Here is a 20,117-nt window from a genome sequence, read left to right as displayed (position 1 = left end):
AGAGCGCCCTCGTCATGTGCGCACCATCGGGCCCGGATCTTTAAGATAGATGTTCTTGATTGCATCGGCAGCCTTGAAAGCGAGGGCAGCCGCAGTGCCGGTCGGATTGTAACCGGGATTCTGCGGGAAGGCGGAAGCGCCGACGACAAACAGGTTCGGCACATCCCAGCTTTGCAGATATTTGTTGACGCAGCTGTTGGCCGGATTTTCCCCCATGATGAAGCCGCCAACCACATGCGACGACTGATAGGGAACCGTGTTCCAGTGACCTTTCATCGGGTTCTCCACCATCTGGCGTGGCCCCATGTGCCTGGCGATGTCGGCGACCTTCGAGGTGCAATATTGTGCCATCTTGAGGTCGTTTTCAGGGAAATCGAAGGTGATGCGCAAAAGCGGCCGCCCGAAACGATCGGTATAGGTCGGGTCCAATGAGAGATAATTGTTCCTGGTTGCATAGCTCGAGGCCTCGCAGCCGATCGACATGGCCGACAGGTAATTCTTCACCGTCGCCTTTTTCCATTCCTTGCCCCAGGCGGGCGTCCCGGGCGGCACGGGCCGATAGCTGATCGGAGCGGCGCCGATCGGCGTGACGCGGATCGACCCGCCACCGAAAAAGCCGAGTCCACTATGGTCGAAATTGTCATTGTTGAACTCATCGATCCCCATGCCGACCGCGCCGCCGCCGATAAAAGGATTGAAGTTCTTGTCATCGAAGAAGAGCTGCACCCCGTTGGCCGTCTGATAACAATAGTTGCGCCCGGTCGTGCCTTCTCCGGTGGAGGGATCGTAGGGTTTACCGATCCCGGATAGCAGCATCAGACGCACGTTTTCGAAGGTAAAGGCGCCGACAACGACAAGATCCGCCGGCTGCTCCCATTCCTCGCCGGAGGTATCGGCGAAGAGAACACCGGTCGCCTTTTTGCCGGTGGAGTCGGTCAGCACTTTCAAGACTTCGGAATTCGTCCTCGCCGTAAAATTCTGCCGGCGAACAAGGGCCGGAAGGATGTTCACGATGGGGCTGGCCTTGGAATAGTTGGCGCAGCCGTAATTGGTGCAAAACCCACAGAAGGTGCATGGCCCCATGGTTACGCCAAGAGGGTTGGTATAAGGCTCGGAAATCAGCGAAGACGGCACTGGAAAGGGCCGATAGCCCATCTCCGCCGCGGCCTTGGCGAACAGAACAGGCCCATATGGCTGGCGAAGCGGTTTCGTCGGATATTCTTCCGAACGGGGCCCTTCGAATGGATTACCTCCTTCCTGAATCTGGCCCCGGAGATTGCCCGCCTTTCCCGACGTGCCGACAATGCGATCGAAGGCTGTATAGAACGGCTCCATCTCGCTCCAATCGGTCCCCCAGTCCTGCAAGGTCAATTCATCGGGAATGGCTGTGGGGCCGTAACGCTCCTGCAAATAGCTCTTCAGCCGGAACTCCTGCGGCTGAAAGCGGAAGGTAATGCCGGCCCAGTGATTACCGGCGCCACCCGTCCCGTTTCCAGGATGGAAGGAACCCCAATTGCGCATCGGCAGGGCAGTTTCCGAAGGATCGTTGCGGACGGTCACCGTATTTTGCGCCGTACGCAGCATGAGTTCCTGCCGGTGAACATAGCGGAGCTCGTCCGGAACGGACGCAATGCTGAAGTCGCGCGCCGTGTCGCGCCATGGTCCGCGCTCGATCGCAACGACATCGAGACCGGCGGCCGTCAGTTCGCTTGCTACAATGGCACCGGTCCAGCCAAGGCCGATTATGGCGACATCCGTGTGAGGCAGCTTCGTCGCCATCATCAATCCTTTCCGATGTTCCATTCGGGCCGCCCGGCAATGCCAACCGGCGGCAGATCAAGCGTCTCGTTATGGCGCTCCACGTAGTTTCGGTAGTCATAATGGGCCCCGGGAAAGCCGAGCATCTTCCAGGAGACCATGTCCTTGTTGCCGCCATAGATCGGATCGGCGAAGAACCCCTCCATGGTGTTGGCATGGACGAGCGAAAAGAAGGACATGGAATCGATGTCCCGCATGGCGATTTTTCCATGCTGAAGATCCGTCAGCACCTGATCGCGCTGTTCGCTCGTCAATTGGGCGAAGGGCTGCTTGAAGGTGGCGGAACAGTGTTCGTTCAGCGCCGCAATGCCCAGGCGATAGCGGGCACGCGGAACGAGCGACGATTGATCGCCTTGTTCAGGCGTACCAGGCTGGAAAGGACCCTGCATGTAAAGCCGGTCGAAATTGCCAAAAAAACCCGCCAGCTGCCGGTCGATATATTCGGTACAGCCTGCCTCTCTTCCACTGATGCTGAGCTCATCGGCCGGGATCAGCTGTTCGGTAATGGCGCCGATCGTCTCTGCTTCCTCGTCGGTAAAGAAAAACCATCGTCTGGGCGCTGCCCCCGAGGGCACATCCGGCGGACTGGCGTCAAATGGGATCCAGGGACGTTCCCCGCCGATGATGAGAGCGCTCGCCCTTTGCACGGACCCAAGGATGATGGCGACAGCCGTGGATGAGAGGAATGCGCGGCGGGTATGGCCCCGAGCACGTTTACGTTCCATCGAAAATACCCTCGATTAACCAGTATTCGCGCGGGCTCAAGTGACAGGAATAGGATCGAAGTGAATTGTCCCGCTCGGCAACGGAAAACATATGTCCGCCCTAAATATCTGCGACGGGCTTCGGAACTTCGGGCAGCTGCAAAAGTTCCGAGTGAACTTACAAGAATGTTGAGGAGAAAGCCATGCTCTCGAAAATCGCGGCCACCTCGCTTGTTTCACTTTGCCTGGCCACAGCCTCGCTGGCACAATCCAGCGGCCCCGACGGCGCAGCCAACGATCATTCATCTCCCGCTCCCGCGACAAACCAAGATAAACCGGCGCAGGGAGACAATAAAACGGGAACGAACGGGGTACAGGACACCGGCAAGAAGACGAAGGCGGATTCGAACAAGAATAGTGGCGGCTGCAACAATCAGGCCAACGCAATGACCTCGACGTCGGCCAATCAGGAGCAAGCGGGTTCGCAGAGCTGCGACTGACAGCTCCCGCTCATCGCCGGAGCGGCGCATGGCACGATGGGCGTTGGACTCCGCGAGCGAAGCAGCCACTGCGGCCCAATTCGCCGGCTTGGCGAAAGTCGGAACCCTTTGATAGAGATGTCTGGAAAACCAACCCGGTGCGGTTCACCGTCTCCCGTTGCAGGCGGAGATTGTAGTCTATTTTACAGCCAGGCCGTTTTCCTCGGCTGGATATACGCCCGTCAACACGTCGTCGAAGTGACGACTGACACAGGCATTGCACCCGCAGGCCAGCGACCGCAGGCCATCGACGTTGCGGACGCCGATGCGCTTGCGATGAGTTTCGATGACGCCTCGTTCTCGGAAGTCCTGGATCACTCTGCTTAGATAACTGCGCCCTACACCAAGCATGGCGGCCAATTGTTCCTGAGTCATCGCGACATCGACCGCTCCTGTTCTCTCGATCGCAGCCATGAGCCACTTGGCCGTTCTCTGTTCTATCGTATGGGCGGCGTTGCATGCCACCGACTGAAACACTTGCGCCATCAGACAATCGGCATAGCGTGCGAATAGATATCTGAGCGTCGGCGAGCGCGTCTTCGCATCCTCCAGATCATGCAGATCGATGCGGAAGAAGTCTCCTCCAAGCTGTACCTCTGCCCGTGCATAAGCGGGCAGCCTCCCCTGACTGACAATGCCTCCGACAGCACCTTCGCGGCCGACGAGCGCTGTCTCGATCGCGCGTCCGTCGCCAATCACAACCAGATAGGAGATCAGACTCGATCCCCGCGGGAAATAGGCATAGCGTACAGTATCGCCCGGCTCATGTAAGAGCGTGCCGGTCGGCGCCGACCATTCCTTAAGCTTGGGCTGTAACACGGACCAATCATTGGCTCGTAGAGCACGTAGGAGATTGTTTCCAGGTGAATCCAGGTCCCTGGTGCGTGCGTCCATGGTTGCGACTCCATCCAAACAAACTTTGCAACGTCTCAGCCGCGGAAATGTTCACAAGTGGACAGACACGTTTTCGATTTATGTCTACAAGGCGACACTGGGTGCTTTTAAGACCCAAGCAAGCGCAACGTTGTGCCGGGCTCTCAGTTGGGACATCGGTTCGCTTGGGAGGCCAAGAATGCCGGACTAGCCGTACTGAAATGGCGGGCGCCGCGGGCACGCCAGCACCATCAATCCCTCGTCGAGATGTGCGTGTCCCATGACCATCGAAAATCCGCCCGATCCGGCATTGCGCTCCACGTTGCGGCTCTATGTGGCGGGCGATACGCCCGGCGCTCGGCGCGCATTGGAGAGCCGGAAGATTTTGATTGAGGCCACCGCCGGTGAGATGGACATCGAGATCGTCAACATTTTGGAACGCCCTGACCTGGCTGAAACGGCCGGCATTCTCGCGACTCCTACTCTTTCCGACGAGTCGGCAACCCCTCCGCGGCGAATGGTTGGCGACATCAGCGACACGAACCAGGTTCTGGAATACTTCGGCTATCGGAAGAAGGACACAGCCCTATGACCGCCACAGAGGAGCCAATTATCGATCCCGTTCTTGAACGAGTAAAGACGGGCATTGCCGCCTTTGACGATCTTGTGATGGGAGGGCTTCCTCGCGGCCGCACGACGATCGTCGGCGGAACGCCAGGAAGTGGCAAAACCGTCTTTGCAACGCAGTTCCTCGCCCACGGCATCACCGATCTCAACGAGCCGGGTGTGTTCGTCACCTTCGAGGAACCGCCCGCAGAGATCGAAGTCAATATGGCGAGCTTCGGCTGGGATCTGCGCGGATGGCGGGAAAAGAGCAGGCTCGCTTTTGTCGACGCAAGCCCAAGAAATCGAGACGAGCTGGTCGTTGGCGAGTTCGATCTCGCCGGCCTGCTCGCACGCATCCTCCATGCCGTCAAGGCAACAAAGGCAAAGCGCATTGTGCTCGACTCGCTGACGCAGCTTTTCGACCACTTTGTCGCAGATCCGACGACGGTGCGCCGGGAATTGTTGCGCACAGCGACAGCGCTCAAGAAAGAAGGGCTGACGGTCCTTATGACCGCAGAGCGCAACAGTGAATACGGCGACATTTCTCGCCATCGTATCGAGGAATTCGTTGCAGACAATGTTGTCATCTTACGCAATGCCCTCGAGCGCGAACGCCGTCGGCGAACGATCGAGGTTCTGAAGATGCGCGGCAGTCGGCATGTCGAAGGCGAGGTGCCCATCACGCTGGTCGAGAACCAGGGGATTGTCGCAGTACCGCTCTCGTCGCTGCGGCTTGAGCAGCAATCGAGCACCAAGCGGGTAACGAGCGGCATTGCCGAGCTTGACGGAATGACGAGTGGCGGCTTCTTCCGCGACAGTGTTACCCTGGTGAGCGGCGCGACGGGAACTGGAAAGACACTGCTGGTGACGAACTTTCTCGCCGGCGGTGTGGCGGCTGGCGAGCGTGCACTGCTGGTCGGCTATGAAGAAAGTCGTGGGCAGTTGTTTCGTAATGCACGCGGCTGGGGCGTCGACTTCGAAGCGATGGAGGAGGATGGAAAGCTCAAGGTGGTTTGCCTTTATCCGGAGGCACAGAGCCTTCCGGATCATCTATTGATGATCCGGGAATTGGTCGAGGAATTCAAGCCTGACAGGTTTGCGGTTGACAGCCTTTCGGCATTGGAACGCATCGCGCCCGACACAGGTTTTCGGGAGTTTCTCATCAGTCTCACGTCCTTTATCAAGAAGCGCGAGATCGCCGGCCTTTGCACCGCAACGAACAAATCGCTTGTCGGCGGCCAGAGCGCTAGCGAACAGCATATCTCGACGTTGACAGACTCGATCATTCTTCTGCGCTATATCCAGGAGGTTGACATGATGCACCGCGGTCTGATGGTCTTGAAGATGCGTGGCAGCGAGCATGACAAGCAGATCCGTCGTTTCACCATCGACAGTTCGGGCATGCATCTTGGAGAGGCGTTCGGCGGCGCACCGGACGTGTTCGGTGATGCGGTCGTGTCGGAGCATCGCCATGAATAATGGGGACGACGCGCGGAATGCCACAGAGGCTGGGGATATGGCCACCGACGAGCACCGGGCCGGCATTAGCCAACTCAGCTTCCAGCGTCTCGTTGAAACCATCGCGGACGGCGTTCTTGTCGTCGACCTAGCAGGAGATGTCCTCTACGCCAACCCAGCGGCAGGGCAGATCTTCGGTCAGCCGACGGAAAAGCTAGTGCATGTTCCACTTGGACGACCCGTGGTATCCGGCGAGGCGACCGAACTCACAGTGCATAGGCCAAGTGGACCGCCCGCTGAGGTAGAAATGCGGGTGGTGGAACTCGGCTGGGACGGACATGCAGCATTGCTTGCCAGCTTGCGTGACGTATCGGCACAACGCGCGGCCGACGAACGCCGGCGTCAGTCGCAGAAGATGGAGGCGATCGGACGGCTCGCGGCGGGTATCATTCACGATTTCAATAATCTTCTGGCCGTCTTCGACTCGGGTGTGAAACTTCTCGAAAGGCAGCTCGAACAAGATCCGACACATCCGAACGTCCAACTGCTGCTCGATCAGCTGCGAAAACGCATTGGAAATGGCGGTGCCCTGACCCAGCAACTGCTTGCATTCTCTCGACGCCAAACTCTTGCTCCAGAAACGATCGATATCAATGAACGTATCGAATCCCTCACTCGTCTCTTGGAGCAAACACTTGGAAGCGGGGTGAAAGTCCGTCGGAATTTGGGCGCGGATCCGAATGAAGTACACATTGACGCAAACCAGCTTGATGTTGCCCTTCTCAACCTTGCGGTCAATGCACGTGACGCGATGGCGGGTCACGGCACGCTTTCGATCGAGACGAGCAATGCCATTGATGAGCGGGGGGACCTCGATACCGCGGCCACATCGTTCGTGCGAATTACCGTCCGTGACGATGGCTGCGGCATGTCGCAGGAAACCGTCGCGCAAGTGTTCGAGCCGTTCTTCACAACCAAGCCCGAGGGTGAAGGCACCGGCCTGGGACTCAGCCAAGTCTACGGTTTCGTCCATCAGTCAGGTGGACATGTACGCATCGATAGTAAATTGGGCGAAGGCACCAGTATCCATCTTTTTCTGCCATACGCTGCGGATGGCGGCGATTAGGTGTGCTGGACTTTTGCCATCGAGAGGTTGAATGGCGGAAGAATTTCCAAATAGAACGGATATTGGCCTCTACTGGAAACCAAACAGAGCCGGTCGGCCTGGATTCCAGACCAAAATTCCGGTGATTGGCAGTTTTACGTGGCGCAAAGACTAATTGGATGGGCAACCTGTATTGTTCGCGGCATAGCACAAGAAATCATGTGAGCTACAAAACGATAACCAAGTGCCAATATTCGTTTCATCGTCCACCGGGCCAGTGAGATAACTAATGCCGCATACCGCTGGAATAACCTATATCGACGGTACCTTCGACTGGACCGGATCGAGATTTCCGTCGCTTGTCCGAGTTTGCACACTCTTAAACCCGCGATGCGCATTATCATTTCTCTCACGCTTGTTTCAGGAAGGCCTCAAGAGCGAGAGACTGCGGGCTTCAAGTTTCAAGAATTTCTTGTCGGCGCCGCCCCGATCCTGCCCATCAGGATGGGATGTCGACAGCTCCAGCGCCCAGCGTTTGTCATCCGGTAAGGTAAAGTCGACATCACCATCATGAGGATTGAAAAGGACTAGAACATCATCCCAGCCCTCTTCGAAGGGTTGCTCACGCGACAGGCGCAAGCCGATCGCCGTGTTCGCTTCATCGTCCCATTGCTCGTCAGTCTGCCCTCCGCCGCTCGGATTGAGCCAGGTGACGATCAAACCGTCACGCCAATTTTCCCGTTTGAGAATGGAATGTGCCTGACGCAAGGCGATCAGGCGTTTGACGAAATTGTAAAGCGCTTCGGCGCTGCCATATCGATCGTCCCAATGCAGCCAGCTGAGTTCGTTGTCCTGACAGTAGCCATTGTTGTTGCCCATCTGGCTACGGCCGGATTCATCACCCGCCAGCAGCATAGGCGCACCATGTGAGAGAAAGAGGGTTGCGAGAAAATTGCGCTTCTGGCGCTCTCGAACGGTATTGATGGCTTCATCGTCGGTCGGACCTTCAGCGCCGTAATTGTAGCTGCGGTTGTCATTGTGGCCGTCATTGTTGTCTTCGCCATTGGCCTCATTATGCTTTTCGTTATAGGAAACGAGATCATTGAGCGTGAAGCCATCGTGGGCGGCGATGAAATTGACGCTCGCCCATGGGCGGCGGCCGCGAAGATCATAAACATCGCCCGACCCTAAGATGCGGGCGGCAAAATCCCTTGTCATGCCGGGAGTGCCCTTCCAGTAATCTCGGACCGTATCGCGATATTTGTCATTCCATTCTGCCCAGCCCGGCGGAAATCCCCCCACTTGATAACCGCCGGGGCCAATGTCCCACGGCTCGCCGACAAGTTTGACTTTGGCAAGCACCGGATCCTGGCCGACCGCATCGAAGAAGCCGCTGCGCTGATCGAAACCCTGCGGTTCACGGCCAAGAATAGTGCCGAGATCGAAACGAAAGCCATCGACATGCATTTCTTCGACCCAATAGCGAAGTGAGTCCGTCACCATTTGCAGCACGCGCGGATGCGACGTGTTGATTGTGTTGCCGGTGCCGGTGTCGTTGATGTAGTAGCGGGGCTGATCCGGCAGGGTGCGGTAATAGGAGAAATTGTCGATGCCTTTGAATGAAAGGGTCGGACCGAGTTCATTGCCCTCCGCGGTATGATTGTAGACGACATCGAGGATGACCTCGATACCGGCATCGTGGAAGGCACGCACCATGTCGCGAAAGCCTTCAAGGCCTTTCGGCCCGTAATAACGCGTTGCCGGCGCGAAGAAGGCAAGACTGTTGTAGCCCCAATAGTTGCGCAAGCCCTTGTCGAGCAAATGACTGTCATCGGGAAAGAAATGAATGGGAAGGAGCTCGATCGAGGTGATGCCGAGGCTCTTGATGTAATCGACGACGACCCCGTGCCCCAGGCCGTCAAACGTGCCACGCAACGGCTCTGGAATTGCCGGATGCAGCATGGTCATTCCCTTGACATGCGCCTCATAGAAAATTGTCTCAGGCCACGCTACCGACGGCCGTTTATCCGGCGCTTCATTCTTGAGGTCGACCACACGGCATTTCGGCATCTGTCCGGCGCTATCGGTCTCATCGAAGGAAAGATCCTTTTGCTCGTCATCCAGACGATAGGCGAACTGGGCTTGCGACCATTCGATGTTGCCCACAAGCTCACGGGCATAGGGATCGACGAGCAATTTATTCGCATTGAAGCGATGACCATTTAGGGGATCGAACGGGCCGTGCACGCGGTAGCCATACAAGGCACCCGGCTTCAATCCAGGCACATAGCCATGCCAGATTTCATGGGTATATTCCGGCAGGGCGATCCGCTCGATCTCCTGCTTTCCGCTTTCGTCGAAAAGGCAGAGCTCCACCTTTTCCGCATAGGCGCTGAAAAGTGCGAAATTGACACCCTCTCCGTCATAATTCGCTCCCAGGCGCGTGAAATCTCCAGGCTCGATCGCATGCCTCTTGCCGCCTTCCGTCATGGAATCCTCGTGTTCGTTGCTGCGCAGCAGAAACACCCCGTGAAGCGCTTTGTTCCGGCCTTGAAGTCTGACTACGCATGCATCGACGCCAGGATCGTCAGCGATCTCCCACGAGAAGCGATAGGGAATGATCGGCAAACAGCTGCGCTGCCAGAAGATTGCCGGCTGAAGAAGGCTTGTCCGTCAGGAGATCGTATAGCGGCGCGTTGAGCTCTCGCGGCATCGTCACAGCGGTGTCTTTCCAGAAATCTGATGAAGGCATATCGACCAGGCGCGGCACGATCGTAATCGCTATCTCACGCTCATGAACGCGCGCGAAAGCCACGAGATTGGATGCTCGTGCCCCGCTGGTTTCCAAGGGCACATATTCGCCCTCGAGAAAAAGCAAGGGATGTTGATTACGATAGCGTAGCACCTTACGGATGACGTGCCGTTTCAAGGAAGCCGCATCCGATGCAAGGGGACCGGCTGCTCCCGTGTCAGTCCATAGATGGCCGACCGGTCTTCGATTGTCCGGATCGACCAAGCTGAAATCAAGTCCCTCGGTCCCCTGATAGATATCGGGAATACCGGGAGCCGTGAGCTTGATCAGCAACTGCGACAGGCTGTTGCGGAAACCAAGTTCCATGAAAGGGCGCAGCATCCGGTCGAAATCACGGATGAAGTCCTGATTATCCTCCGAAAACAAAGCGGCGGCATAGGCCTGGACCGCATGCTCATAGGAAGGATTTTCATCCATCCAATCCGTCCGGAGCTTGGCTTCACGGATCGATTTCAAGGCATAGGCGCAAAACCGTTCCTTCAGTGCATTCCGATCGGCCCTCTCGAGGTCCTGCGGCCAGATGCCGGCAAGCGTCTGATAAAGCATCCATTCGATATTGGGCTCAGGTGCAGGTCCATCGGCAAGGCTGGAACGAAGAGGAGAATTCATGTTGCGCCATCGCTCGACACCGGCAATCCAGGCATCAGGATCCTGCGTCAGGCCGTAGAGGCGGGCGCGGGCGTCTTCTCCCCGCTTGGTATCATGCGTCGAGGTCGCGGAAAGGCCGCGGCGTTGTCGCCGAAATCGATCGGTCATGGATTGATGAAAGGCCGCCACCGAGCCCGGCGGCATATGCGGCTCGCCTCCGACCTCGTTCAGTGCGATCAGGCGGTTATATCGATAAAACAGCGTGTCCTCGACTGCCTTTGCCATGATCGGACCGCTGAGCTGCTGGAATCTGGCTCGAAACTCCAGGGCTTCGGCTGCAGCAACATCCCCTTTCAGAAGGCGGCCGAGGGCATCGAGGGCATCAACGGTCGGCAATCGGCTTCGGGCCTTCTCGCAGGCACTCTCGATGACCGCCACGTCATCGGACGATGCAGCTCTCCGATAGCCGTAGGTACGGTAAACCGGGAAGGCGACCAGCAGCTCGCGAAGCGCCGCCGCTATTTCCTCCGCGTCGAAATCGGGAAAAATCGAACATGCCAGTATCGTCAGACGCCTCGTCTCGCCGGCGAAATTGCGCTCGACCATCAACAGCTTCGCCCTGCGCAAACCTGCGGCAAAGTCAGCATCCTCCTCGCTGACAGACCTGTAGGCTTCCTCCAGCTTGCACAATCCCTCCTCGTTCACGAAGAGATCGGCCATGGCGGCGATGAATTCGTAGCCGGTCGTTCCCGACACCGGCCAATCCGCCGGCAGCGTCTCGCCACGGGCAAGGATTTTCTCGACTACGATGAACGTGTCCGGGCCGACGGCCTGCCGCAAATGCTCGAGATAGCCCTTCGGATCGGCCAGTCCATCGATATGGTCGACGCGTAATCCTTGGACCTGTCCGGAACGAACCAATTCGATGATCAGCCGATGCGTGTCGTCGAAGACCCGCGGGTCCTCCACGCGCATTCCGACCAGGCCTGCCACCTCGAAGAAGCGCCTGTAGCTGAGGTTTTCGGCGGCATCTTTCCAATAGAGTAATTGCCAATGCTGTTCCGCGAGAAGTTTTCTCATGGCGGCCGCATCCCTCGAAAATGCGCGCAACCGCTCCGCATCCGTTCCTATGTCCGCGGCCAGCCGCTCGACACTTTCGATCGAGAGCGGAAGCAGATCGTCGAAGTAGGCTAGATATACGCACCCATTTGTAGCCTCGTAGCGAAGATGAAAGTCCGCCGCGGCCAGGCTCTCCTCGAATGGGCGTCCCAGAAGCGGCAAGGTGAGCTTGCGGCGCCAGTCGATATCGAAATGGCCGGCATAGGCGCTGCCCGATCCTCGCTGTAATACGTCACGCCACCACGCGTTTTCAACGGAGGCGGCCATATGGTTGGGAACGATATCGAGGATCAAGCCCATGCTCGCCTGCTGCAAGGCCGCGCAGAAAGCATCGAACCGCTCGCGACCGCCAAGCACCGGGTCGATCTCGTTCGCATCCGTGACATCATAGCCATGCGTCGATCCCTTTTTCGCTGCAAGGATCGGCGAGGCATAGACATGGCTGATACCGAGATCTTTCAGATAGGGAACCAGCTCCGTTGCCTTGTCAAAGGTGACATCTCCGCGAAACTGCAGGCGATAGGTGGACGTTAAGACGGTCATGGCTTCCTCGCTGCGTCGGGGGCTCTTAAGAACGGAACTGAAAGAGATCTGTTCCCATCTGAGGAACCGTTCCCGTCAAGATGAGTTGGAACGCAGGAAAATCTAAGTGTCATCGACGGACGGGATGTCATGCAGCACAGCTTCGCATTTGGGCCCCAAATCAACGAGAATGCGGTCTTGTTTCGCCTGTGGGCGCCCTTGGCGGAGCGCGTGCGCATCCGCATTGAGCAGCGTGGGGAATGGGCTATGCGGCGGAGGCAGGATGGGTGGCACGTCGTCGAAGTCAAAGATGCGCAGATCGGCGATCGCTATAAGTTCGTGCTGGCCGATGGGTTTGCCGTGCCGGATCCTGCCTCACGCTTTCAGCCCGAAGATGTCCACGGCCCGAGCGAACTGATCGATCCCATGTTCGAATGGCGAGTGCAGGGATGGAAGGGACGCTGCTGGGAGGAAATCGTCATCTACGAACTACATGTCGGCGCTTTCACGGAAGCCGGCACGTTTCTAGCGGCTATCGAAAAGCTCGACCACTTGCAGCGCCTGGGCATAACGGCCATTCAACTCATGCCGCTTTCGGATTTTCGCGGCCGATATGGATGGGGTTACGACGGTGTTTTACCCTATGCGCCGGATAGCAGCTACGGCCGCCCCGAACATCTCAAAATGCTCGTCGATGCAGCCCATGAGCGGGGCATCTGCGTCTTTCTCGATGTTGTTTATAATCATTTCGGGCCGGACGGGAACTACCTGCCCCGCTACGCGCCGATCTTCGGCGACCGGCACGAAAGCGTCTGGGGCAAAGGCCTGAACTACGATGCCGAGGACAGCCGTTGCGTCCGCGATTTCGTCATCGAAAATGCAATCTATTGGCTGAGCGAGTTCCGGATGGATGGTTTGCGGCTCGATGCCGTGCACGCGATGAAGGACGATAGCGATCCGCATATCCTTCTTGAACTTGCTGAACGCGTCAGGAGCGCGTTCCCTGAACGCCAAATTCATCTGATCGTCGAGAACGAGGATAATGAAGCGGCTCTCCTCGCTCGCGACGAAGACGGTAAGCCGCGCCACTTTACGGCACAGTGGAATGATGACATCCACCACGCTCTTCATGTCGCGGCCACAGGCGAGATCTTCGGCTACTACGAGGATTATGCCGATTGGGCACCACGCTTGAGCCGTGCGCTTGCCGAAGGCTTCGCGTTCCAGGGGGAGCATATGCAGTATCGAGGCCGGCCAAGAGGATCGCCGAGCGCTGGCTTGTCACCATCGGCTTTTATTTCTTTCATCCAGAACCATGACCAGATCGGCAATCGGGCACGCGGCGATCGCATGATTTCCTCCCACCCGATCGAGGCGATAAAGGCCCTTGCAGCCATCTATCTTCTCTCGCCGCAGATCCCCATGCTGTTCATGGGTGAGGAATGGGGCGCTGCCGATCCCTTTCCCTTCTTTTGCGATTTCGATGAGGAGCTCAACGCCAAGATCAGGCTTGGCCGCAAGGAGGAACTGAAGCGCCTGCCCGGCTTCGAAGCGGAGGACGCGTGCGACCCGACGGCCGAAACCACCTTTCGCAGCGCCAAATTGCGCTGGGACAAAATGAGTGAGAACTCGGCAATTGACAACTATTACGAGCAGTTGCTGCGGCTCAGACATCAAGTCGTCGTGCCGCTCCTTGCTGATGCGTCTAGTTGCGTGGCGACCTACGATCCAGACGCCTCGCCCCTCCGACTGCGCTGGCAAATGGATGCCTCAAGCCTCCATCTGACAGCCAATCTGTCGAACACGCCAGCTGCTTTACAAGGACCTACCGAGGGACAAGCATTTTTCTCGGTGGGCAGCACAGCCAACAATTCGATGGGACCGTGGACCGTTGTCTGGAGCCTGTCCTAAGCCACGTTAGTTGAGCGACGAGCTTGCGCCGCTCTTCGAAAGCCTTGGAGGTCCGCTAGTTTAGGCTCGTAGGCGCTGCGCCTTTTCCAAGGCGTCGATGATCGCGTTGTCGGTAAATGGCTTGCCGATTATTCCGACTGCTCCTTCGAGGCCGTATCCAACGCGTTCGGGGCTGCCGGTCACAAAGATCACTTTTATCCTGAACCGATCCGTCAATCGACGAGCGAGTCCCGCTCCGCTGTGGCCATCGGCCAAGCCGAGATCCACGAAAGCCACCTGTGCCTTTGACGCATAAGCCAGAGCCTGCTCCGCGGTCATGAAAGAGCCTACGACTTCGTGGCCAGCTTCGATAGCGATACGTTCCAATTCGAGTGCCACCAAGGGCTCGTCTTCGACGATCATGATCTTCATTAACAACCTCCTCATGCAATCAGAGATAGACAAAATTGGAAGAAAGATGATGTCCGCTAAAGGACAGTTCTGTCGAATGCGCTGCCCGACGGTATTGTCCAACCTCCAAAGACAGCAGACTTTCAGGGTTGTTCACCTCCCTTCGTCGCTCCTTCGGGCTCAAAGAGGAACATCGCCGTTGAAAGGGGCGCGAGATCGAGGAGAAGTGACTGGCGGCGCCCATGCGCAGGAAAATCGTCGGTAACGCGATCGCCCGAGCCGATACCGGCTCCGCCATAAACAGGGTCATCGGTATCCAGTATCCGCCGCCAGAGGCCGGAAAAAGGGACACCTACCCTGTATCCGCCCCGGAAAACCGGGGTGAAATTCGAGATGACCAGAACTGCCGACCGCCGCGCGGCGTCGAAGCGGAGCATTCCGAAAACCGACTGTTCGGCATCATCTGCAACCGCCCACTCAAAGCCGTCCGGCACAGTATCGCCATGATGCAAACAGGGAAAATACCTGTAGATCCGGTTCAGATCGCGCACCAGCCGTTGCAGGCCGGCGTGAGACGGTTCATCGAGGAGATCCCATTCCACCGAACTGTCATGGCTCCATTCCGACCATTGACCGATCTCACCGCCCATGAAGAGAAGCTTCTTACCGGGGTACCCCCACATGAAGCCAAAAAGAGAGCGGAGATTGGCCATCTTCTGCCACTGATCGCCGGGCATCTTGGCGAGCATGGAGCCCTTTCCATGCACAACTTCGTCATGTGAAAACGGCAGGATGAAGCGCTCGCTATAGGCATAGATCATGCCGAAGGTCATCGAGCCATGATGATACTTTCGATAGACCGGATCGTCGGACATGTAATGGAGCGTGTCGTGCATCCATCCCATATTCCACTTCATGTCGAAACCGAGCCCACCTTCCGCTGCGGGTTTTGTGATGTTCGGAAAAGCGGTCGATTCTTCGGCGATCATCAGTGCATGCGGACAGCGTTCGTGAACGATGCTGTTCAGATGCTTGAAGAATTCCATGGCTTCCAGGTTTTCGCGCCCGCCGTAGCGGTTCGGGATCCATTCGCCTTGCGGGCGGCTATAGTCGCGATAGAGCATGGAAGCGACGGCATCGACGCGCAATCCGTCCACATGATAGCGCTCAAGCCATTCGAGCGCGCTCGCGATCAGGAAGCCTTTGACCTCGTTGCGCCCCAGATTATAGATCAGCGTGTTCCAGTCGCGATGGAAGCCCTCTCGCGGATCTTCGTGCTCATAAAGCGCGGTGCCGTCAAAACGCGCCAATCCCCAGACATCCGTCGGAAAATGCGCCGGCACCCAATCCAGGATGACACCGAGCCCTTCCTGGTGGCAGCGATCAACGAAATATGCGAAATCTTCGGGCGTGCCGTGGCGCCCGGTCGGCGCAAACAGGCCGAGTGGCTGATAGCCCCACGATCCGCCAAAAGGATGCTCCATGATCGGCAGCAGCTCGATATGGGTGAAACCCATTTCGCTGGCGTAGGGAATGAGCCGCTGCGAGAGTTCGATCCAATCCAGCGCGCGGCCGCCATCTTCCATGTCGCGCAGCCAGGAGCCGGCATGGACCTCATAAATCGAAAGCGCCTTGGCGAAATGATCGGTGCTTCGGCAATTGTCCATCCAGGCTTGATCGCTCCAGCGGAAGGGTTCGGACGAAGCCACCACGGATGCCGTCGATGGCGCAGGCTCCGCTGCCCGCGCGACCGGATCGGCCTTTTGCGGAAGCAGGGTGCCGAAGCGATCGAGAATCTCGAACTTATAGCGTTCGCCGTCCGTGATATGCGGAATGAATATCTCCCAGACACCTGCCTGCGGCCGGAGCCTCATCGGATGGCGGCGTCCGTCCCAGGCATTGAAGTCGCCGACTACGGACACCCGGCTCGCATTCGGCGCCCAAACCGCAAAGCGCACGCCTGCGACATCATCGATCGTCATCGGATTGGCGCCGAGAGCTTCGCTGAGATTGTAATGCGTGCCTTGCGAGATCAGGTGAAGATCCAGATCGCCGAGCAACGGCGCGAAGCTGTAGGGGTCGGCCGTCACCTGGACTGCATCGGGCCATTGAATTCTCAGATAATAAGCGTTGCGTTCGGCAAGCATCGCGCCGAACAGGCCGGCCGGATGGATGAGACCGGCCAATGCCAGAACGCGATCGCTGTCTCGATCGAGGATTTCAACGCTCAAAGCGCCGGGGAGAAAAGCCTTGATGCTGTACCGGCCGTCCATCCCCTGATGCATGCCGAGGATCGAAAAGGGATCTCCATGCCGCCCCTCCACCAGCGCATATATCGAACCCGCATCCACTTGGCTGAGAATGTCGGCAACATCGCTCATGAGCGGCTCTCCGAAAGTCGGGCTATGATGGCGGCAAATCCGTTCAGCGGGATCGGGAGCCACTTCGGCCGGTTTCGTGCCTCATAGGCGATCTCATAGGCGGCCTTTTCCAGAAGAAAGATATCGATGATCCGCCGCACCTCGGCGGGCGTTTTCGGCAAATCGGGCGAAGCCGCCAATGCCTCGATATAGGACGTCAGAAAAACGAGCTCCGCGTTTTCCGCGAAGCGCTGGATCACCTGTCTGCGGCGGGCATCATGATGATCCGAAATGGCGTCGTTTTCGAGCATGGCGGTTGCCGAGAGATAGTCGAGCGACCGCAGCAGGCCGGCAGCGTCGCGCAGCGGGCTCGTCTTGGCGCGACGCTCAGCGAGATTGCGCGCCGGCTCGCCTTCGAAATCGATGATAACAGCATCGCCTTCCGTCACCAGGATCTGGCCAAGATGGAAATCGCCATGCGCACGCGTCAGCAAAGTGCCTTTTGCCTGATCCGCCAGCGCACTGGCAAGCTCGATGATCCTGTCACGTTCGGCAAGCAGCGAGGATATTTGCTCTGCGATCTCCGGCTCGACATTATCTTCGAGGCCGGTCAGCTTGGAAAAAGCATAGGTGATCTCGCCCGTTACGGTTTTGCGAATGCCGACGATATCACGTGTATCCGCCCGACGTGGCGCAAAAGCTTCGTCGTCGGTCGGCTGCGCCAGCAAGACATGCAATTCTCCGAGGCGTTCGCCGACCATGGAAATGAAATGCAGAAGCGGCTGCAGCTGCTCATCGGCTGACTCGACTGCAGCCTCGGTGATCACGATCTCGTCAGCGGTGCGGCGCAGATTGGACAGCATCCAATTCCACGCGTCACCCTGATTGCGGATCGCGCCTTGCACGATGATAAGCGTCGATCGGCGACCTTCGCCGTCGGTCCGAGCGACCTCGCCCAGAAGAGGCGCAGTATGCTCATAACCATGTTCCGTCAAATAGCGCGTCATCTCGACTTCGGGATGGACGCCGACGAAGACATGGCGGATCAGCTTGATCATTGCCAAGTCGCCCACGAGCAACGAGCTGTTGGATTGTTCGGCCGAAAGCCAGCGGATCGGCATATCCTCTGTCAAAGCCAGACAATCGAGCCGATCGGTGCCGATGAATTCGATCATGCCTGTGCGTCCGCTGACCGTCGAGCGATCGCATAGGCCTTGAAAAATGCCGCGTGCCATCATCTCGACGGCAAATCCATCGGTCAAGAATCCAACCCGCCTACCTTGCCGGATGCGCCCAAGGGACAGCTGCTGGGCGAGCACGTTGGGCGCCGTATCATCCCATTCGGCTGCGAGCGGCAACTGATAGCTCTCCACATGATCCGGCAGCACAACCTCGATCTCTCCGAGCACGATTCCGTCGGCAAAGGGTATCGGTGTCGCGGAAACAAGCCTCGCCTCCTGCAGAGCCTGGTCCTTGGCGCCGAACCAGCGGCGCTTCGCAAGATAGGCCGGCAGGATATCCCTGCTCAGCACCGCCGTGTGATGCGGCAGCTCGGCAAGCTCCGTCAGGCTGCGCCGGATAACGATCGTCACTAGATCGACAAGTTGCTCGGGCGGAGCCGTACGCCAGGCCGGCCCATCGGCATCAGCAGCGAGCTGGAACCAGAAGAAACCATAGGGGGGGAGTGTGAGCAGGTAGGTGAGCTGTCCAATAGGCGGGAATGGCGACATGCCCGTCAACTCGACGGGAACTCGCCCTTCGAACTGCTGCAGATCGAGTTCTACGGCCTGGGGAACGCGCGACAGGTTTGCAACGCACAGAATGACCTCGTCGTCATATTCGCGCAAATAGGCGAGAATCCGCCGGTTCGCCGGCGCCAGAAACCGCATTGAACCCCGCCCAAACGCGCTGTGGCGACCGCGCAGCGCCAGCATTCGCCGTGTCCAATTCAACAGGGAATGCGCGTCCGCCACCTGTGCCTCGACATTTAATGCCTCAAAGCCATAGAGCGGATCGGCAACCGGCGGCAATACGAGGCGTGCCGGATCTGCGCGCGAAAAGCCGCCATTGCGATCGGGGGACCATTGCATAGGGGTGCGCACACCGTCCCGGTCGCCAAGATAAATATTGTCTCCCATGCCGATCTCGTCACCGTAATAGACGATGGGCGTTCCCGGCATGGACAGCAGCAGCGCATTCATGAGCTCGATACGGCGGCGGTCGCGTTCCATCAATGGCGCCAGCCGGCGGCGGATGCCAAGGTTGATGCGGGCGCGCTTGTCGGAGGCGTAGGTCTCCCACAGATAATCGCGTTCAGCGTCGGTGACCATTTCGAGCGTCAACTCGTCGTGATTTCTGAGGAAGATCGCCCATTGGCAGATTTCGGGGATCTCAGGCGTTTGACGTATGATGTCGGTGATCGGGAAGCGGTCCTCCTTGGCAATCGCCATGTACATGCGCGGCATCAGGGGAAAGTGGAACGCCATGTGGCATTCGTCGCCGTCGCCGAAATATTCTCGCGTGTCCTCCGGCCACTGGTTTGCTTCGGCAAGGAGCAGCACGCCGGAATGTGTCGCATCGAGCGCCGCACGGATCTGTTTGAGGATCAGATGGGTTTCCGGCAGGTTTTCGTTGTTGGTGCCCTCGCGCTCGACAAGATAGGGGATCGCATCTAGCCGGAAGCCGTCGATGCCGGTCTCAAGCCAGAAGCGCATGACATCGATAATTTCCTTCATGACCAGCGGATTGTCGAAATTGAGATCTGGCTGGTGCGAATAGAAGCGGTGCCAGTAATAGGCGCCCGCCGTCGGATCGAATGTCCAGTTCGACTTTTCCGTATCCAGAAAAATGATACGGGTTTCGGGAAATTTCAGGTCGGTGTCCGACCAGACGTAGAAGTCTCGCTCGGGGCTTCCGGCAGGCGATTGCCGCGCGCGTTGGAACCAGGGATGTTGATCCGAGGTGTGATTGATGACAAGCTCGATAATCACGCGGATATTGTGTTCATGCGCCGCCGCCACGAACTTCCGGAAATCCTCGAGTGTCCCGTAGTCCGGGCTGACGTTGCGATAATCGGCGATATCATAACCGTCGTCGCGCCGAGGCGAAGGAAAGAACGGCAGGAGCCAAATGGCATTCACGCCGAGTGCAGCGATATAGTCGAGCTTCTGGTACAGGCCTTCGAAATCGCCGATGCCATCGCCATTGGCATCGTAAAACGACTTGATGTGCAGCTGATAGATGATCGCGTCCTTATACCATAACGGGTCGTCGGCAAGTTTATCGCTCTCGGCCATGTGAACAGTGTCCATC

Annotated in this window: 13 protein-coding genes; 5 read left to right on the top strand and 8 right to left on the bottom strand. The window is 57.9% G+C overall.

The annotated features are described in order from the left end of the window. Positions 1-12: 12 nt before the first annotated feature. Positions 13-1,779 carry a GMC family oxidoreductase gene (locus PH558_RS24380; protein ID WP_285207345.1) on the bottom strand — a complete coding sequence of 589 codons (1,767 nt, stop codon included), beginning with the start codon at positions 1,777-1,779 and terminating at the stop codon, positions 13-15. Positions 1,780-1,781: 2 nt separating this feature from the next. After that, positions 1,782-2,543: a gluconate 2-dehydrogenase subunit 3 family protein gene (locus PH558_RS24375; RefSeq protein ID WP_095438078.1), complete on the bottom strand. Its 762-nt coding sequence runs from the start codon at positions 2,541-2,543 to the stop codon at positions 1,782-1,784. A 182-nt stretch (positions 2,544-2,725) separates the two neighbouring features. On the opposite strand from PH558_RS24375, the gene PH558_RS24370 reads away from it, so the two are divergent. Continuing rightward, the gene (locus PH558_RS24370; protein ID WP_095438079.1) at positions 2,726-3,022 is read left to right on the top strand and encodes a hypothetical protein; all 297 of its coding nucleotides are present in this window, start codon (positions 2,726-2,728) and stop codon (positions 3,020-3,022) included. A 177-nt stretch (positions 3,023-3,199) separates the two neighbouring features. On the opposite strand, the gene PH558_RS24365 is transcribed toward PH558_RS24370, so the two are convergent. Beyond that, positions 3,200-3,955, bottom strand: a complete 756-nt coding sequence (locus tag PH558_RS24365) for a Crp/Fnr family transcriptional regulator (RefSeq protein WP_113408719.1) — start codon at positions 3,953-3,955, stop codon at positions 3,200-3,202. A 259-nt stretch (positions 3,956-4,214) separates the two neighbouring features. On the opposite strand from PH558_RS24365, the gene PH558_RS24360 reads away from it, so the two are divergent. From PH558_RS24360 to PH558_RS24350, 3 genes are read left to right on the top strand one after another with little or no spacing between them, the layout of a single operon-like run. Then, the gene (locus PH558_RS24360; protein ID WP_095438081.1) at positions 4,215-4,526 is read left to right on the top strand and encodes a circadian clock KaiB family protein; all 312 of its coding nucleotides are present in this window, start codon (positions 4,215-4,217) and stop codon (positions 4,524-4,526) included. Beyond that, positions 4,523-6,019: a circadian clock protein KaiC gene (gene kaiC, locus PH558_RS24355; protein WP_113408717.1), complete on the top strand. Its 1,497-nt coding sequence runs from the start codon at positions 4,523-4,525 to the stop codon at positions 6,017-6,019. The genes PH558_RS24360 and kaiC overlap by 4 nt, the downstream gene beginning before the upstream one ends. A gap of 37 nt (positions 6,020-6,056) precedes the next feature. Then, entirely contained in the window at positions 6,057-7,124 is a 1,068-nt protein-coding gene (locus PH558_RS24350) for a two-component system sensor histidine kinase NtrB (protein WP_285207055.1), read from the top strand. Positions 7,125-7,523: 399 nt separating this feature from the next. Here the strand turns inward: PH558_RS24350 and glgX are convergent, their stop codons facing one another. Together glgX and treY are read right to left on the bottom strand one after the other, a co-directional pair. Further along, complete coding sequence (gene glgX, locus PH558_RS24345; protein ID WP_285207054.1) at positions 7,524-9,593, bottom strand: glycogen debranching protein GlgX; 2,070 nt, start codon at positions 9,591-9,593, stop codon at positions 7,524-7,526. A gap of 97 nt (positions 9,594-9,690) precedes the next feature. Continuing rightward, a complete protein-coding gene (treY, locus tag PH558_RS24340; RefSeq protein ID WP_285207053.1) occupies positions 9,691-12,165 on the bottom strand; it encodes a malto-oligosyltrehalose synthase in 2,475 nt (824 codons plus the stop codon). Positions 12,166-12,294: 129 nt separating this feature from the next. Between treY and treZ the strand changes: the two genes are divergently transcribed. After that, positions 12,295-14,055 carry a malto-oligosyltrehalose trehalohydrolase gene (treZ, locus tag PH558_RS24335; protein ID WP_285207052.1) on the top strand — a complete coding sequence of 587 codons (1,761 nt, stop codon included), beginning with the start codon at positions 12,295-12,297 and terminating at the stop codon, positions 14,053-14,055. A 60-nt stretch (positions 14,056-14,115) separates the two neighbouring features. Here treZ and PH558_RS24330 read toward each other — a convergent pair whose 3' ends face one another. The 3 genes from PH558_RS24330 to treS all read right to left on the bottom strand — a co-directional run bounded on the left by PH558_RS24330 (position 14,116) and on the right by treS (position 20,116). After that, complete coding sequence (locus PH558_RS24330) at positions 14,116-14,466, bottom strand: response regulator (RefSeq protein ID WP_113408713.1); 351 nt, start codon at positions 14,464-14,466, stop codon at positions 14,116-14,118. A gap of 122 nt (positions 14,467-14,588) precedes the next feature. Beyond that, the gene (gene glgB, locus PH558_RS24325; RefSeq protein ID WP_285207051.1) at positions 14,589-16,826 is read right to left on the bottom strand and encodes a 1,4-alpha-glucan branching protein GlgB; all 2,238 of its coding nucleotides are present in this window, start codon (positions 16,824-16,826) and stop codon (positions 14,589-14,591) included. Next, positions 16,823-20,116 carry a maltose alpha-D-glucosyltransferase gene (treS, locus tag PH558_RS24320; RefSeq protein ID WP_113408711.1) on the bottom strand — a complete coding sequence of 1,098 codons (3,294 nt, stop codon included), beginning with the start codon at positions 20,114-20,116 and terminating at the stop codon, positions 16,823-16,825. Before treS ends, glgB begins: the two co-directional genes overlap by 4 nt. Position 20,117: the final 1 nt, after the last annotated feature.

The sequence above is a fragment of the Rhizobium pantanalense genome, assembly GCF_030182525.1.
Classification (GTDB): domain Bacteria; phylum Pseudomonadota; class Alphaproteobacteria; order Rhizobiales; family Rhizobiaceae; genus Rhizobium.
Note: the sequence above shows the minus strand (reverse complement) of the source record. Positions and strands in the feature narration are given on the sequence as shown.

Excerpts from the sequence above, each read along its gene's own strand:
- PH558_RS24380 (WP_285207345.1), bottom strand. The coding sequence starts at position 1,779 with ATGGCGACGAAGCTGCCTCACACGGATGTCGCCATAATCGGCCTTGGC.
- PH558_RS24375 (WP_095438078.1), bottom strand. The coding sequence starts at position 2,543 with ATGGAACGTAAACGTGCTCGGGGCCATACCCGCCGCGCATTCCTCTCA.
- PH558_RS24370 (WP_095438079.1), top strand. The coding sequence starts at position 2,726 with ATGCTCTCGAAAATCGCGGCCACCTCGCTTGTTTCACTTTGCCTGGCC.
- PH558_RS24365 (WP_113408719.1), bottom strand. The coding sequence starts at position 3,955 with ATGGACGCACGCACCAGGGACCTGGATTCACCTGGAAACAATCTCCTA.
- PH558_RS24360 (WP_095438081.1), top strand. The coding sequence starts at position 4,215 with ATGACCATCGAAAATCCGCCCGATCCGGCATTGCGCTCCACGTTGCGG.
- kaiC (WP_113408717.1), top strand. The coding sequence starts at position 4,523 with ATGACCGCCACAGAGGAGCCAATTATCGATCCCGTTCTTGAACGAGTA.
- PH558_RS24350 (WP_285207055.1), top strand. The coding sequence starts at position 6,057 with ATGGCCACCGACGAGCACCGGGCCGGCATTAGCCAACTCAGCTTCCAG.
- glgX (WP_285207054.1), bottom strand. The coding sequence starts at position 9,593 with ATGACGGAAGGCGGCAAGAGGCATGCGATCGAGCCTGGAGATTTCACG.
- treY (WP_285207053.1), bottom strand. The coding sequence starts at position 12,165 with ATGACCGTCTTAACGTCCACCTATCGCCTGCAGTTTCGCGGAGATGTC.
- treZ (WP_285207052.1), top strand. The coding sequence starts at position 12,295 with ATGCAGCACAGCTTCGCATTTGGGCCCCAAATCAACGAGAATGCGGTC.
- PH558_RS24330 (WP_113408713.1), bottom strand. The coding sequence starts at position 14,466 with ATGAAGATCATGATCGTCGAAGACGAGCCCTTGGTGGCACTCGAATTG.
- glgB (WP_285207051.1), bottom strand. The coding sequence starts at position 16,826 with ATGAGCGATGTTGCCGACATTCTCAGCCAAGTGGATGCGGGTTCGATA.
- treS (WP_113408711.1), bottom strand. The coding sequence starts at position 20,116 with ATGGACACTGTTCACATGGCCGAGAGCGATAAACTTGCCGACGACCCG.